The following is a 16313-nucleotide window of genomic DNA, read 5'->3' as shown; positions in this document are numbered from 1 at the left end:
AATAAAAATGAGTTTAATTATTGATGTACATGCGCGACAAATTTTGGATTCGCGCGGTAACCCAACAATCGAAGTTGATGTTACAACCCAAAATGGATTTGTAGGACGTGCAGCAGTTCCTTCTGGTGCTTCAACCGGAAGTTACGAAGCAGTTGAACTTCGTGATAACGACAAATCAACATACCTAGGCAAAGGAGTTTTACAAGCAGTAAAGAATGTAAATGAAACCATTGCTCTTGAATTAAATGGAGCTGACGTTTTTGAACAAAATGCTATCGACAAATTAATGATCGAATTAGATGGCACTGAAAACAAAGCAAAATTAGGAGCAAACGCAATATTAGGTGTCTCTTTAGCAGTTGCAAAAGCAGCAGCACAAGAAAGCGGACAACCATTATACCGTTACATCGGTGGTGTAAACGCAAACACATTGCCAGTTCCAATGATGAACATCTTAAACGGTGGTTCACATGCCGACAACAAAATAGATTTTCAGGAATTTATGGTAATGCCTGTAGGGGCAGAATCTTTCTCTGAATCACTTCGTTGGGGAGTAGAGATTTTCCACCATCTGAAAGATGTATTAAAGAAAAAAGGTTACTCAACAAATGTTGGAGACGAAGGTGGTTTTGCACCTAACATCGGATCAAACGAAGAAGCTGTTGAAACTGTATTGAAAGCAATTGAAACTGCTGGTTTTAAACCAGGAGAAGATGTTTACATCGCTATGGATGCTGCTTCATCTGAGTTCTACGATAAGAAAACCGGACTATATACCTTCCACAAATCTGACAACAAGAAAATGACCACTGAAGAGTTGGTTAACTATTGGGTTGATTGGACTAAGAAATACCCTATCATCTCTATTGAAGATGGTTTGGATGAAGATGACTGGGCTGGCTGGAAAGCTTTAACAGAAGCTATTGGCGACAAAACACAATTAGTAGGTGACGATTTATTCGTAACTAATGTTACTCGTTTACAAAGAGGTATTACTGAGCATATCGCTAATTCAATCTTAGTAAAGGTTAACCAAATTGGTAGCTTAACAGAAACTATCAATACAGTTTCATTAGCTCAAAACAACGGTTATACATCAGTAATGAGTCACAGATCTGGTGAGACTGAAGATTATACAATCGCAGATCTTGCAGTAGCTCTAAACTGTGGACAAATTAAAACTGGTTCTGCATCTCGCTCAGACAGGATCGCTAAATACAACCAACTTCTTCGTATCGAAGAAGAATTAGGAAGCAATGCAAGATTCTTAGGAAAGAACTTCAAATTTGCAAAATAATTAACCTGTTTAAAAAAGAAGAGGTCGGTGAATTCACCGACCTCTTCTTTTTTAAGATAGTTTGGTCTTGTATAAGCCTGATTTATGTAGGTTAACGTTGATATCAACTTTTCGCTATTTATAAAATGCAAAGTTATTATCTTGCTGGTTTACAGGTAAATATTATATTTGCAAGAACACATTACGTAATACGGATATAGAAGCGGTTTAGCGAAATTCCGTTTCGTTAATTGTGTTGTTGTAATGCATTAAAGAAAAAAACAAAATGAATATATACGAAATTGATTCTGACGAAGTAATTAACGCAATTGTCGTTAGTGGCTCAATCACTTATAAGGAGGCAATTGAAAAGTTGGTTCCTCTAATTAGTAAGACCGAATTTCAAAGAAAACTTCAAGACAAAAAATTCTATGAAAAACTGGAACGAGACATTGTAGACGGCTGTATTATGCCATCATTAACGATAGCTTTTGTGGATAAGACAATTTCTAAAGCTTCTAAAAAAGACGATATCGCTGCGTACTTTGAAAAAAATCATAAAAAATCATTTGTATTAGATGGTATTCAACGATTAAATACTCTTTCGAGAGTGAGTGACTCTAAGGAGATAGACCTGGAAAGAAAATTGTATCTAAATATTGTGTTCAGTGATTCAGTAGACAAACTGCTTTACCGAATGATTACTCTGAATAACGGGCAAAAACCAATGACACCTCGACATCAAGTTGAAGTGATGATGGCAAATGTTTTCGATTTTAAAGAACTTGGGATTGAAGTTCAAACTGAAAAAGAAAGAGCTGTTAAAATGAAAATGAATTCTTTCAATAAATCAGACTTTGTTCAAGCCTATCTGGCATACATGGCTGACAGCCCTATGGTTGATAATAAGAAAATTATACAAGACAAAATGGACGAACTTATAGTTAGTAAGATCGTTTCTGCAGAAAAAGTTGATAAGGATTCTACGTTTGAAAATGTAATAAAAGCCATAGCCAAATTTCAAGTAAGTCCAATTTCTTTAAAATGGTTGAAACAAGCTAACAACTTGGTTGGTTTTGCAGTAGGAATGAAGACATCTTTTAAAACTATTCAAGAATTGTCTGTAGACCAATTTGAGAATTCAATTAAAACATTCGACCAGGCTTTTTCAGACTTTAATCCTTCAAAAATTAAATTAGGAAAACTAAGAAGAGAACTTTCATATGATTACTTCAAGAATTACTCTAAGCTCAGAGAATTGGATAGTTTGGAGTTATTGGAATATTTCAGCGAGTTGACCAATGATTAACCGCTATACATATGAAGACCCAATTTTTAAATCGACAACTAAACATCAGAATTTAAGAATTGAGAGTGCAAATAAGATATTAAACATTTTCCGTTTGATCTCAGGCACAATTAATTGTACGGACACCTATGACAATAAGGTGTATAAGTTTAGAGTAAACTACTCAAACTTTCCATTCTCAACTAATGACAAGATTAATCAGTCGGTTGTTCTGAATAACTACCCAAATGAAGTTAAATTAAAAGATTTGAACGAGTACTTTAAGCGTTCAAGATTTAACTCAAAATTCTATGGCTCAATTGAGCCAGAAATCATTAAATGTCTTATTGCTGTTGAGAAGAATAACCACTTAGAAGCCTTTTTTTACCTATATAGAGTGATTGAGGGGATTTCATATTCCATACCGCTAATTTATGTTTCAAAACATAAGAATTATGATAAAACATACAAGCAGCTTCAATCATTCTTTAACAATGAACAAGATGGGGAGTTAGCGTTTTTTAAACGGTTTTTATCAGAGACATTTAAGGAAGAAGATTTTTTTAAGTCAACTATTGATATTGATTTTGATTCGATTGACAAAATAGACTTGAGAGAAGCATACTATAAAATTTATATTGATAAAATCTCTGGTAAACCTATGTCAGGAAAAGGACTAAAGGGTCAAACTTTAAATCAAGAAATCAAACTATCCTTTATCGGTTTCTATGATTTTATGATTTTGATAAGAAATCGATTTTTCCATCTAACAAAAGGTACTTGGCAAGAAAACCTAAGCTCGACAGAAATTTTATATCCTGATTACTTTTTTAAGCCTATTATCAATCATGGCCTAAACTGGATTGCATTAGTAATTTTTGAAATAATAAAAGTTGACTTTGAGAAGGGAATAAAATGAAAAACGCATTACAATGAAACCTATACGCAATGCCCTTCGGGACACTGCGCATAGCCAAAACGTTAGCGGTAATGTTAAACAGATCCCTAAAGAAATATTGAACAGATGAAATTTGTATATAACAATTTTGAATGTAGAGTTGACAATCCAAGTCAATGTCCGCATTGTCATAACGGAATAGAACCAAGACATATTTCCCAAAACATTGAACAAGGAATAAACTATTCAGTTTGGAAGTGCACTTTTAGAGAATGTGGTAAACAATTTATTGCAGTGCATCAAGTCATAGGACAAGGACAAGCAAAGTTTGTTGGATTTTTAGATGGACAACCAATTGGACCATATTGGCCTGAAACAATAAAAAAACTTAAATCAAAATTCATTGAAACGTACAATCAGTCATTAAAAGCCGAATATTCAGGTCTTGATGAAATTGCTGGTATGGGTTTTAGAAAGGCGATTGAATATCTTGTAAAAGACTATTTAATTCAAAGAGACAGTTCTCTTGAAGGGAAAATTGAAGATAAATTACTTGCAAGTGTAATCGGTGAAAATTTCAGCACTCCACAGGAAGCTGATTTAAAAGATTTGTTGCAACGGGCAACTTGGCTTGGCAATGATATGACACACTACTTACGTTATCACGACAACTTTGATATTAACGATTTGAAAGAGTTAATTCAATTAGTTATGGACGAAATTCACAGTATCGAACAAAAGCGACATTACATTGCTAACATTCAAAGTAAGTATAAAAAATAAAAATATTTGTAAATAAAATATAGAAATTATGAGCGGAAAAATTAGACAAGGAAGTTCTTTAATGGGAGCCGTTTTATTTAATTGGGACAATAAAAATTTAAGACAAGGGAGTTCTACAATGGGATCTGTAATTTTAAATTTTGACGGAAAAAATTTCAGAAGTGGAAGTTCTTCGATGGGGACCGTTTTATTTAATTGGGACGGCAAGAATCTTCGCAAAGGAAGTTCTTCAATGGGAACTATTTTATATAATATCGATGGAAAAAATATAAGACAAGGAAGTTCTTCAATGGGAACAGTTTTGTACAATCATGACGGGAAAAATATGAGACAAGGAAGCTCATCAATGGGAACAGTTGTGTTTAATATTGAAGGCAGCGTTCCTTTACCATTGTGCGCATTGTTCGCTACTGGAAGTATCTAAAATAGCACTACCGCTAACAAGGGTTTGGCGAAATGGCGGGTTAAATGCTAAATCAAGGTTAGTAATTCTTTATCCGCATAAGCCATTTATATTTCCTTTTTTTATAATTTAGTAAATAGTAATTGGCTTATCCTAAGGTTGGTATATAATTGAAAGTTTTTGCTTTCTATTCCGCCACTGTCGTCAAGCCCCGAAACGTTATGTGTCAGCATAAACCGACACTACGCCTGAAACAAACACTAATAACAACGGATTGTATGAAAACATTTTTTTGACATCGATTTTTGTATTAACGACAATGCTAACTTTTGCTCAAAGCACATCCCAACCTCTTATTCAAAATATTTCTACGGATAGCACTGTTGTCTATCGGCTCTTTGCTACAAATAATACGTATAATTTTATCAAATTAAATACAAGAAATGGACAAATGTGGCAAGTCCAATGGAGCCTAAAAGACAATCAATTTGAGACTACACTATCTGACATTTCACAGGTAACTAAAGATGAAGAGAAGAATGGTAGATTTTTTCTTTATCCTACAACAAACACATATAACTTCATTTTGCTTGACCAAATAGACGGTAGAGCGTGGCAGGTACAATGGAACTTTGACGCAGGAAAAAGAATGGTAGCTCGAATATATTAAATATTTTGATTTGTAAATAGTTTAAAACAATATGATTGAAGTATGTTGACATATAACGAACGTATCGAATTAAAGGAAAAGTTGACTGATGGAGAAATCTCATTAGAACTTGCCAAGGAACTATATTGGAAGGATTACAGAGAAGGACAACGGTCGTGGCACACAAAAGATTGGAAAGAAAGACGAGCTAAAATTCTTAAAGAAAAATGCGAAATATGTGACAGTACAGACACTTTAACAATTCAGCATCGTTCTCATCCAAAAAAATATTCCGACTACGAAAGAGAAATAACAAGAAAACACACTCAAATTTTTAAAGAAACTAATTCTGACATTGATAAATCAGAATTTAAGAAACATATTGTAAAAAACTATGATTACATAGCTGTTCCTTTATGCACAAATTGTGGAGACAACCGTCCTAACAAGAGAGTGAGGAAACTACCACAATATCGTTGTGCAGTATGCCAACACGAGTTTGATGAACCAATTTATAAATCGTTAGAAGAACTCATCACAATTTTTTATGCAGACGAAGAAGCTCTTGATGTTCGAGACAAGTGTTTTGTATCTAAAGACAAATGGAAAAACAATCACAATTTATCAAATATAAAATATTGGTTTCAAAGAGAAAAAGCTAAAACCAAAAATGAAGAAACAATCGGGAAAGAAGCATTTTTACTCTATTTAACTGACGACATAAAATATCTTTCATTTGCAGACACAATAACTGCTTGTAGAAGATGTGCTTCTAACTATGATTTAAAAAATATGGAGTTATGCCCTAATTGTAAAGTACATTACAAAGGCATTCAGTATCCAACTTGCATACAATGCCTGCCCGAAGACAAACGAAAAGCTGCATTAGAGATGATTGAATTTGGAAAAGAATGGCACACAATGCACAAAGAACTTGGAATTAACTAACAACAGAAAATACCGAACACATAACATCGGTTTGGCAATATGCCGGCTGAAGTGCTTCTATGAAACATTTGTATAAGGTTCAACAGCAGTAATTCTATTGAACTTTTATGCAAAACCGAACATTTGTGCTTCGATTTCCGCCACATAGCCAAGCAGAAAAATCTTAGCGGCAAGGTAAACAGACGACAACAAGTTGATATCAGTGTTAATCTGAGTATAAATCAGGCTCATATAAGACCCATCTATCTTAAACGAAAAAGAGAGATTATATCATTCAGAAAATGATCAACCTTTTCTTTTTTACACGTTTTTTTGTGCTTTCTCAATTCCAAAGTTTATATTTGTTTTATGCATCGGTTATTGAATATCATCAAAAACAAATATGTAATTGCAAGCTTAGCTTTTGTAGTGTGGATGTTGTTCTTTGATCGCAATGATCTTTCTTCTCAATATCACTACCAAAGCCAGTTAAGAGAACTTCAGCAAGAAAAGAAATTCTATACACAGGAGATCGAGAAAATCCAAAGCGATCTGAATGACTTAACCTCCGATCCTAAAAAACTTCAGAAGTTCGCTCGCGAGAAATATTTCATGAAAAAAGATAACGAAGATGTTTACGTTATCATTCATGAAAAATAACGTAAACAACCCTGATTAAAGCATTCCGCCATCAACCGGTATTACTTGTCCGGTAATATAAGCACTCATATCTGAGGCCAAGAAAACACAAAGATTAGCAACATCTTCTGGTTCACCAGCACGTTTCAATGGAATAGCCTGCTCCCATCCTTCTACTACCTTCGGATCCAATACATCAGTCATTTCTGTACGGATAAATCCTGGAGCAACCACATTGGTGCGAATATTCCGAGAACCCAGCTCTTTCGCAACTGATTTAGAAAAGCCGATTATACCAGCTTTCGAGGCTGCGTAGTTTGCCTGACCAGCATTTCCCTGTACCCCTACTACCGAACTCATATTGATAAAAACACCTTTTCGGTTCTTCATCATAATTTTTGAAGCAGCTTTTGTAACGTTAAATACCGATTTCAGATTGATATCAATAACGTCATCCCAATTCTCCTCACTCATCCGCATCAGCAAACCATCTTTTGTGATACCTGCATTATTTACCACAACATCCAACGTTCCAAAATCACTTACAATAGACTGAATTAATGTCTCGGCTTCATCAAACTTAGAAGCATCTGATCGGTAACCCTTTACTTTTGTTCCAAAAACCTGAAGCTCCTGCTCCAATGCCTCTCCCTTTTCAACAGATGAAAGATAGGTAAATGCTACATTCGCACCTTGTTCAGCAAACATTTCTGCTATTCTACGTCCAATTCCTTTAGACGCACCTGTAATTAAAGCAGTTTTTCCTTCAAGTAATTTCATAGTATCAATATTCGTTTTTTCGTCAATTTAATAATTTTTAAAAATAACAATTAATCAGCAATCCTTCCCGCTTTTAATTTGATTTATTCAAACAAGGGTTAAACAGGGTTCAAACAGGGACCAAACAGGGACAGAACAGTGGTATTAGGCCTATTTGTTCCTTGCTTGAACCTTGTTTGAATCGTGTCTGATTCTTGTTTAACTAACAGAGTTTTAAAGCTTGATCCAAGCTTTTATTGATAAGAAATGAAATGAAAACAATCGAGAAGTGAAATGAAAACAGGAAGAGCTTATTGAGCTTTTGGGAATAGTCGTTGAATATACAATACAACCCAGGTTGCAAGAACAAAAGCCGAAGTTAAGGTGATAAATCCAAGGCTTCCTATACCCAGATTAAGAATAACAGATAAAGCAATTGCTAAGGTAGCCCATAAAAAGGACGACAGCTTTTTGTCGCCTAAAGCAATGGCACAGAGAACTGCATTATAACCAAAAAGTCCGGCATTGATCATAGAAATAGGCTGGGAAAGCAGCATGGCTATCAAAGCACCCAATGCAGATCCGTATAATGCATAGATAGCCGAAGTGCGTGAATTAACTGCCAAAGCAAGCAGGAAAAAGATTCCGGTTACTATATTATCCTGAAACCAGACTTGAGAAAATCCTTTACTTAAGGTAGACAATAAATCGAAAGAATTGCTCTCCGAAATTGGCGGAGCTACTAAGGGTACTTGTAAAACAAAAAGAAGAAGGAGGATCATTAACCAGGTAACCAGCACAAAAGGCGCAGTAAATGGAGGAACGAATTTCTTCATTCCATACATAAGAAGAGTAGAAAGTGCGGCACCTGCTATTAAAACAGCAGTAGTAATGATGCTAAAACCAAAGAAGAACCAAATAGCAACGCCAACCAAAGCACCATTAAAACCATAAATGCCATCATCAATTTCGCTTTGCGAATATTTTAAAAGCTGAGCGGTTGCCGTACTAATAACTGTACCCAAAACTACAGCTAAAGCTAGTAGCCACGAATTATAGAATATACCGGCAAGGAACAGCAGACCCGACAATGCATTGTTTTGGAACATAACTTGTCCCATACCGCGCAAGATTACTAATACATAATTCCGCATACAGAATGAATATAGATTTAAATGTGGATTCCTATTTTTTTCAGAAGTAAGGATGCATTAAATATTGTACAAGCACCGTCTTTTAACAGATAATCAAACAGCATATCTTCTCCTTTAACCTGAATATCAAAATGGAAGTTCCTTACATAATCAGGGTATACTTCTGATAGATCGGCTAGCTTTAAATCATGTGTTGCCACCATGCCGACTCCTTTATTGGCAATCAATTTTTCGATAATTGCTTTTGAGCCTAGATATTTATCAACTGAATTCGTTCCCCGTAACATTTCATCCAATAAGAAGAACGTATTTGCATTGATTTCCACTTCCTCTAACACTTGTTTAATACGGTTTAACTCAGCCTTAAAGGTAGATGTGCTTTCATTAATAGAATCGCGGATACGCATATAAGTAACCATTTGCATAACCGATATTTCCATAGACGAAGCGTTGACCGGAGCTCCGGCATAAGCCAATACAGCATTGATACCAACAGTTCGAAGAAAAGTACTTTTACCTGCCATATTAGAGCCTGTAATCAGGGCAATACAATGGCTTTTTAATGAATAATCATTTGCTACAACCTCTTGATCGCTGATAAATGGATGAGCTAGCTGACTTGCTTCGAATACATGCGTCTGATCGCTATTAATACGAGGAAAAACCCAATCGGGGCGATTAAAATGCAAGGTTGCCATACTACCAATCGCTTCAAATTCTGATAGTAAATCAAATGCCTCTGAGATGCCTGATGATTGCGTTTTACGCCATTCTTCCAAAGCAAACACCTGTTTCAGATCCCATAACAAAAACACATTCAATGCCGTTCCGACAAAGACATTTAAACGTACATCCAGTCTTTCGCAGATCTTGGATAGGTTTTTAATGGATAGCGAAACCAGGTTATTCGTTTCGGCCTGAATGTTATTAAGCAAAGATTTAGCTAATGTACTTTTCCACTCTCTTTGTTCAATAGATTGAAAAACGGAAGAAAAGGATAGCAATGCACTACCGGCAATGTTTACATCGACAATAATTTGGTTAACCTTTCCGGCAAAGAAAATACTCAATAGCAGATGAAGGATACCGACAATTATAAATAGCGCCAATAGCTTAGAGGAAAAGAAACTTCCTGCTAATAAGGCAAGCATTAAAAACGGAGTGATCTTTACATAGGTTCTAAGAAACGTAATTGACGTTATAGGGATCGTCTTAGAAAGATATGTTTCTAATTTCTTTTTATAATCAGTAGGCTTGTCGAGTGTAAAAATCAGTTGAGCCTGAATATTTTGCCAAAAGTTAAAATCAGCGGATAGCTCTTCAACAAACTCCTGTCGCGCTTCAATATCTTGTTTCCCTGAAGGCTTATTGAGCCACTCTGCCAGCTTTCGAATACCACCAATGCTCGAGCATCTATTAACCAGTTGAAACAGCGAAGAATCGCCGTATATATCCAAATCAGAGCTATATAAATGCTTATCGTCTACATAGCTTTCTCCATTGCTATAGATATTGCTGCTGCGATTGTTATAGACCGCGATTTCATTTTCGTTTATTTTCAAAAAGCGCTCAAGTACTTCTTTGCTTTTAACCAGTTTACTTTGAACGAAGACCAACCAGAAAAACAAGATTACTATTCCAAAAAAGGTAATTAAAGTAAGTGTTAGTTGTTCTGATTGTATTACCTGAAACAAAGCAAAGCCTCCTACTAAAATCAAAGCCAGCCGTAAAAACGAGAAACGGTTGATTTTGCTATTCAACTGTTTAATGTTAGTAGCGGTACTTGTTATATTATTCTGGTAGTATTCTTCTTTCTGAAAGCTCATATTTATAATAAATTCCGAATTTAATCTTTAAGAACGGCTTTGAAAAATTAACTTTACAGTTATTTCAGGTTATAAAAAAGCAGCCTTCATGAAGATAAGCCTTATTTGTATTGGTAAGACAGACGATTCCTACTTAATTGAAGGTATTGACAGCTTTCAAAAACGCTTAAAATTTTATATTAATTTTAAGATGATTGTTATTCCGGATATAAAGAACAGTAAAAACTTGAGCAAGGAGCAGCAAAAGGCAAAAGAATCTGAACAAATATTAAAACATATTAACAGTGGAGATTGTGTTATATTATTAGATGAACGAGGCAAGGAATACCGATCGGTAGAGTTCGCTAATTTTCTAAGTAAGAAAATGCTATCAAGTACTCAGCATCTTATTTTCGTTATTGGCGGTCCCTATGGTTTTGATGCAAGCATTGAGGATCGTTCTGATGCTAAACTTTCTCTTTCGAAAATGACTTTTTCGCATCAAATGGTTCGCTTATTCTTTAGTGAACAATTATATCGTGCATTTAGCATTTTAAAGGGCGAGCCTTATCATCATGAATAGATATACCAGCTTTTATTTATGGAAAAATGTCGTTATATTCATCATATGGGTAGATTGATTAAAATAATGAAAGGAAATTAAGCTATGAGTAATTTTGGAAAAAGAAACTATCGTTTTAAAGGTGGCAACCAAGTCAGCGAAAGCAAATCAATGACCATTGCAATTATTATAGGAGTTGCTATTATTGCTTTGCTTATTTATTTTACTAACTAAAAAAGGTGCCTGTAAAGACACCCTTTTATTTTTTATGTTAGTTTTTTGTTATTCTTCTGACGCAGCTTTCTCTCTTCCTGCATCTAAAGGCTCTGGTGCCTCTTCATGAAACAAAGGCAGCTCTTTTAAGATCTTGAACCAACTTACGATTTTCTTTATATCAGAACTATAAACACGGGTTTCATCGTGATGAGGAGCTACAACTCTGAAGAAATCACGTAAATCACTTCCTGTAGCTGTTTTAACATCCGGCAGGTTTTCTTCAGACTTCATCTGTTCAAAAACATCAGGCAAACGGATATCATCCTCATCGCCAAAAATAGTAATGTCTTCGAGAGAAGCCATTTTATTGGCAGATAAACTTACTACCGTTTTAATCTTTTGAGCATCCAGACTTTCAAGTACATAACCTGCTTTATTCTGTCCTACCAACTTAAAGAGACCGGGCTTTCCCGATACTGCAACAATTCCTCTTAAATTCATCTATGTTATTTATGGATTCAGTTCTAACGATTCAGAACCCGTTATTTATTCTTCTATAATTTCAATGCCTGTGATTTTATCTCCCTGACGGATATCATCAACTACATCCACGTTTTCAACTACTTTACCAAAGCAAGTATGGTTTCTGTCAAGGTGAGCAGTATTACTGCGGCTATGACAAATAAAGAACTGAGAACCACCTGTATTTCTACCGGCATGTGCCATCGATAAAACACCGCGGTCGTGGTATTGATTTTCACCATCAAGCTCACAGTCAATTGAATAGCCCGGGCCACCTGCTCCTGTTCCTGTTGGATCACCTCCTTGAACTACAAAATCAGGAATTACACGGTGGAAAGTTACTCCATCGTAATAACCAGACTTCGCTAATTTCAGGAAATTCGCTACCGTATTAGGGGCATCTTTATCGTAGAACTCTACGGTCATATCTCCTTTTTCAGTTTTTATTATTGCTTTACTCATATTTTTCAATTTTAATTGACAAAGATAATATTTCAAATAACTTAATCATAAAACTTCCATGTTAATCCAAATCGAAGGTTTGCATCTGCCATTGGGTAACGTCTGACTGTATAATAGCCGTTCGAAAGCAGTCCTTGATTGGCATAATCGTATCGAAGAAAGAAGTTTGTACGCTTAAGCGTTGCTGTTAACCAAACATCAACAACGGGGTATGTTGAGAATTCAATATCTGCATTATCATTGTAAAACTGGCCAACATTAATGGCATAAGAAGGTGCCACAAACGGTGTGTTAAAACGCACATCAAAGCCAATATTAAAGTTTACAACTTTTACGAGAATGTTATTATAATAGAAACTATGCCAGGTGTACAATTCCGGAGTTTGCAGTACGCTCATATAATCAGACTTCTGATATACGGCATAATTATCAAAATGGAACCTGCCAAATGTGAGCTTCTCTCCCACCGAGATTTTCAGCATATTGATATTAGCTGTTATTTGAGTGGGTTCTATCTTCCGCATCAGTATATCAGTAAAATCCGGATTATCAACTTCCTTATAATAGTGATAATTATTCATCAGGAAATACTCTGCTTTACCTGTAAAGCCCAGTTTGGTGTTTTCGTAAGTAAAGGAAAGGTTGTTGATCTTGGTTTTATCAAAATTGAATGCTTCGTCTGGATTCTCAGGCCACTTATGGTATTGGTAGTTAACATGTTCAAAAAGGTACTCAGGCGATTTGTTTTGTATATAACCTCCCAGGATGATACGGCCAACGGTATTGCTAAGCAAAAAGTTTGCATTTGCTTCATAGAGATAGTCGCCAAAATTTCTGCCTGCAACAATCTGATTAAGGTCTCCTACAATGTTTACACGATCGCTAAAGCGATAGCCAATACCGGCTTTAAGGGTTGTATTCTGGAAGCTAAATTTATCATCTTTGGCATTAAACCATGATATTTCATTCTGAAGACGTAAATCAAGCTTCACCTCATTCTTTATAAAGGAAGTTGATTTACCCCGCAAATAGAAGCTATACCCAAACTCATTGCTGATTGATTTTAAGCGGGTCGAATCTTTGGTTAGAATAGCCGGATCTTGCGTGAATGGGAAGGCACCATTTGCATCATCCTCATTTTTATAAAACTTAAACTTTTTACTGCTTAATCGTAAAGTATGTGAAACACGTTGGGTAGGTAAGATCTGTACCTCCTGCGTGCCCGGATTAATAGAATCTATTCTGCCGATAAAGAAGCTTTGGCGAAGAAAGAAACTATAATCTTTCCAGGTTTGTCGTGGGCGTTCTTCCCTTTGCCCTACTAACCGAACAATTTCAGCTTCACTAGGCTGCCTTCCTTTAACGTCAAAAAGCGTGTCGTTTAAGACCGATCCATTTTCGGTCGCGACCAAGGTATTAAACACCAGATTGGTTAAAAGATTATATCGGTTATTATCAGATTCATACCAGGAAAAAACCGCTGATTTTGAATCATTGTATCGTTGATTTTGATAAATGCCTTTTGCAAGGGCAAAGTTTATTTCACCGCCAATGCTCCAATTAGGAGTAATATTCTGGGCAACCGTAGCTCGAAAAACCTGGTCGCCAGTTACAAAACCCAGCTCTGAAAAAGGTGAACGAGCCCGATAGTAACGAATAGAATCCGGGTGAAGCAAATAACGCTCAAGACTGTGAAAGCCGGTCTGAAAACCTATGGTTTTTGATGGACTAAAGAGCAGATCGCGTGTTGCTAAACCATAACTTCCATTATTGATACTGGGGTTGTAGGGGTTATTTTGAGGGTTATAATATTGAAATCCTCTTAAGCCGGTATCTATCTGAACGGTATAGGTACCAAGCTTCATACGCTCTAATGTGGTATAGCGAATGTAGCTTGCATTGTAAATAATTGAATCTTCCTTTAATTCCTCTGCATTTCGAAGAGAATCAAGATCCTCACCCCATTGTTCTCCACTTCCTATTGGAACCTGTGCAAAAAGGATTTGCGAGGTGAGACATAAAAGGACTCCAATTATAAAAAAGCGGAAGTTCATCATTCTTTACAAAGCTATTAATTCTTTTAAAATCTCAGTCATATATGGTTCTGTTTGTGATGCAACTTCGACGATTTCTTCAAAAGAAACCGGCTGCAGGTCTTCATGAAAGCCCTCATCTGTAACAACTGATATGGCAAATACTTTTAAGTCCATATGGTTGGCAACTATTACCTCCGGCACTGTACTCATACCTACAATATCACCACCGATGATACGCATATAACGATATTCTGCACGTGTTTCAAGATTGGGACCCATAATTGCAACATAAACACCTTGATGCATTTTTATGTTTTTCTCAGCAGCAATTCGTATGGCTTCTTTCTGCAGATTTCTGCAATAAGGCTTACTCATATCAGGAAAGCGAGGGCCTAATTTATCTAAATTACTGCCACGCAACGGATTATCAGGAAGGAGGTTTATATGATCTTCGATACAGACCAAATCGCCCTTTTTTATGGCCGGATTTAATGAACCGCTGGCATTTGAAACAAATAATCGTTGAATACCCAACAGCTTTAAAATACGTACCGGGAAAGTTATCTGCTGCATGGAATAGCCTTCGTAATAATGTAAACGGCCTTGCATAGCAACCACTTTTTTACCGTTGAGTGTACCAAATATTAATTTACCGGAATGAAACTCAACCGTAGAAACAGGGAAATTAGGGATATGAGCATACATCAATTGCTTTTCTATCTCAATTTCACCAGCTAGTTTACCAAGGCCGGTACCTAATATGATTCCAACTTCTGGTTTAAAATCGCCGACATGCTGGTTGATATATTTTAACGTTTCTTCTAGCTCTCTGTTCATAATCTTTATTTTTTACGAAAATACATTTATCTCTTCACTTTACCTTTTTGTGGCAATAGTTTAAAATAAGAGAAGTGAATTGCCGGCTATCTTCTTCGTTAAAACAGGCTTCGACAGGTATAATCCAGATGGGTAAATTGCTTAAAAGAGGGTTGTTTAAAAATTTCCTTAAACGCTGAAGGTCTTTCTCTGTACTGACTATGATTTTATTCTTAGCAGATAGAGCTGTATACTTTTTAACAATAAACTCCATATCCTTTTCTGTATAGCTGTGATGATCAGGATATGAAACTAATTCAATTTTATGGCACTTACCTTCTAAATAATTCAATAAAGGTTTTGGGTTGGCAATACCGGTAACCAATAAGATATCGCTTTCCTGATTAAGCAAATCGTCCTTGGTTTCTGATGCATTAAATATATTATAAGGGCTTCCATAGCTTAATGAAGAAAACAAAATTTGTTGATTAGCATTTACTGCCATTCTTTTAACTGCTGCTGTTTTCTTTTCTTCGGAAAGCGAAGACGGTGTTTTTGTTATGATAATCAGATCTGCCCTTTTACGCTGTGTAAAGGAATCGCGCAAATTACCGGCAGGCAACAACAAGCGAGGTTTAAACAGGCTTTCATAATCAAATAATAAGATACTTAAACCAGGAGTTAATGCCCGATGCTGAAAGGCATCATCTAAAACAATAACATCATGGGTGTCTTTTAATCGCTTCACCCCTTCTACCCGATCTTCACATACCGCAACAGTAACTTCAGGATATTTGGTTTTAAACTGCAGGGGTTCGTCTCCAACTTTTGTGAAGCTATCCGTTGTTTCTACGTATATAAATCCGGTTGTTTCTCTTCCATAACCTCTGCTGAGGCTTGCTACTTTAAAAGAATCTCTTAATAAACGAATCAGGTATTCGGTTAAAGGGCTTTTACCAGTGCCGCCAACCGCCAGGTTTCCAATTACAATGACAGGCAGGTCAAACTTTTGAGACTTAAAAATGTTCTTGTCATACAGGAAATTACGAATGGCAATCACCAATCCATAAAGCAGAGAAAACGGCCATAAAAGTAATCGAAGGGTATTAATCATTTCA

18 protein-coding genes are annotated in these 16313 nt (G+C 35.9%); 10 read left to right on the top strand and 8 right to left on the bottom strand.

Going from position 1 to position 16313, the window contains the following annotated elements:
- The first annotated feature begins 7 nt into the window (after positions 1-7).
- The 8 genes from eno (at position 8) to C8N28_RS10305 (ending at position 6884) form a co-directional block, all read left to right on the top strand.
- The gene (gene eno / locus C8N28_RS10340; RefSeq protein WP_132224522.1) at positions 8-1297 is read left to right on the top strand and encodes a phosphopyruvate hydratase; all 1290 of its coding nucleotides are present in this window, start codon (positions 8-10) and stop codon (positions 1295-1297) included.
- 265 nt (positions 1298-1562) lie between these two features.
- On the top strand, positions 1563-2585 hold the full coding sequence (locus C8N28_RS10335) for a hypothetical protein (protein ID WP_132224520.1): 1023 nt from the start codon (positions 1563-1565) through the stop codon (positions 2583-2585).
- Positions 2578-3483: a hypothetical protein gene (locus tag C8N28_RS10330; RefSeq protein ID WP_132224518.1), complete on the top strand. Its 906-nt coding sequence runs from the start codon at positions 2578-2580 to the stop codon at positions 3481-3483. The genes C8N28_RS10335 and C8N28_RS10330 overlap by 8 nt, the downstream gene beginning before the upstream one ends.
- A 105-nt stretch (positions 3484-3588) precedes the next feature.
- The gene (locus C8N28_RS10325; RefSeq protein ID WP_132224516.1) at positions 3589-4245 is read left to right on the top strand and encodes a DUF4145 domain-containing protein; all 657 of its coding nucleotides are present in this window, start codon (positions 3589-3591) and stop codon (positions 4243-4245) included.
- Positions 4246-4273: 28 nt separating this feature from the next.
- On the top strand, positions 4274-4669 hold the full coding sequence (locus tag C8N28_RS10320) for a hypothetical protein (RefSeq protein ID WP_132224514.1): 396 nt from the start codon (positions 4274-4276) through the stop codon (positions 4667-4669).
- A 271-nt stretch (positions 4670-4940) separates the two neighbouring features.
- Positions 4941-5318 carry a hypothetical protein gene (locus tag C8N28_RS10315; RefSeq protein WP_221410217.1) on the top strand — a complete coding sequence of 126 codons (378 nt, stop codon included), beginning with the start codon at positions 4941-4943 and terminating at the stop codon, positions 5316-5318.
- A 42-nt stretch (positions 5319-5360) separates the two neighbouring features.
- Positions 5361-6245: a hypothetical protein gene (locus tag C8N28_RS10310; protein ID WP_132224512.1), complete on the top strand. Its 885-nt coding sequence runs from the start codon at positions 5361-5363 to the stop codon at positions 6243-6245.
- A 348-nt stretch (positions 6246-6593) separates the two neighbouring features.
- The gene (locus C8N28_RS10305) at positions 6594-6884 is read left to right on the top strand and encodes an FtsB family cell division protein (RefSeq protein ID WP_132224510.1); all 291 of its coding nucleotides are present in this window, start codon (positions 6594-6596) and stop codon (positions 6882-6884) included.
- Between the two features lie 15 nt (positions 6885-6899).
- Here C8N28_RS10305 and fabG read toward each other — a convergent pair whose 3' ends face one another.
- From fabG to C8N28_RS10290, 3 genes are all read right to left on the bottom strand, one after another.
- Complete coding sequence (gene fabG, locus C8N28_RS10300; RefSeq protein WP_132224508.1) at positions 6900-7643, bottom strand: 3-oxoacyl-[acyl-carrier-protein] reductase; 744 nt, start codon at positions 7641-7643, stop codon at positions 6900-6902.
- Between the two features lie 290 nt (positions 7644-7933).
- A complete protein-coding gene (locus C8N28_RS10295) occupies positions 7934-8776 on the bottom strand; it encodes an urea transporter (protein WP_132224506.1) in 843 nt (280 codons plus the stop codon).
- Between the two features lie 17 nt (positions 8777-8793).
- Complete coding sequence (locus tag C8N28_RS10290; RefSeq protein WP_132224504.1) at positions 8794-10602, bottom strand: MutS-related protein; 1809 nt, start codon at positions 10600-10602, stop codon at positions 8794-8796.
- Between the two features lie 88 nt (positions 10603-10690).
- Between C8N28_RS10290 and rlmH the strand changes: the two genes are divergently transcribed.
- Both rlmH and C8N28_RS13920 read left to right on the top strand, forming a co-directional pair.
- The gene (gene rlmH, locus C8N28_RS10285) at positions 10691-11164 is read left to right on the top strand and encodes a 23S rRNA (pseudouridine(1915)-N(3))-methyltransferase RlmH (RefSeq protein ID WP_132224502.1); all 474 of its coding nucleotides are present in this window, start codon (positions 10691-10693) and stop codon (positions 11162-11164) included.
- Positions 11165-11248: 84 nt separating this feature from the next.
- Positions 11249-11377: a hypothetical protein gene (locus tag C8N28_RS13920; RefSeq protein ID WP_262708403.1), complete on the top strand. Its 129-nt coding sequence runs from the start codon at positions 11249-11251 to the stop codon at positions 11375-11377.
- A gap of 48 nt (positions 11378-11425) precedes the next feature.
- Here C8N28_RS13920 and C8N28_RS10280 read toward each other — a convergent pair whose 3' ends face one another.
- Genes C8N28_RS10280 through lpxK form a run of 5 tightly spaced genes read right to left on the bottom strand, consistent with a single transcriptional unit; the run spans position 11426 to position 16309 of the window.
- On the bottom strand, positions 11426-11860 hold the full coding sequence (locus C8N28_RS10280) for a DUF5606 family protein (protein WP_132224500.1): 435 nt from the start codon (positions 11858-11860) through the stop codon (positions 11426-11428).
- Between the two features lie 45 nt (positions 11861-11905).
- Positions 11906-12343, bottom strand: coding sequence for a peptidylprolyl isomerase (locus C8N28_RS10275; protein ID WP_132224498.1), 438 nt, complete (start codon positions 12341-12343; stop codon positions 11906-11908).
- 41 nt (positions 12344-12384) lie between these two features.
- The gene (locus C8N28_RS10270) at positions 12385-14400 is read right to left on the bottom strand and encodes a putative porin (protein WP_246012794.1); all 2016 of its coding nucleotides are present in this window, start codon (positions 14398-14400) and stop codon (positions 12385-12387) included.
- A gap of 3 nt (positions 14401-14403) precedes the next feature.
- Positions 14404-15216: a purine-nucleoside phosphorylase gene (locus C8N28_RS10265; RefSeq protein WP_132224496.1), complete on the bottom strand. Its 813-nt coding sequence runs from the start codon at positions 15214-15216 to the stop codon at positions 14404-14406.
- 34 nt (positions 15217-15250) lie between these two features.
- The gene (gene lpxK, locus C8N28_RS10260) at positions 15251-16309 is read right to left on the bottom strand and encodes a tetraacyldisaccharide 4'-kinase (RefSeq protein WP_246012793.1); all 1059 of its coding nucleotides are present in this window, start codon (positions 16307-16309) and stop codon (positions 15251-15253) included.
- Positions 16310-16313 lie beyond the last annotated feature (4 nt).

Source organism: Albibacterium bauzanense (genome assembly GCF_004339765.1).
Taxonomy (GTDB): Bacteria; Bacteroidota; Bacteroidia; order Sphingobacteriales; family Sphingobacteriaceae; genus Albibacterium; species Albibacterium bauzanense.
Note: the sequence above shows the minus strand (reverse complement) of the source record. Positions and strands in the feature narration are given on the sequence as shown.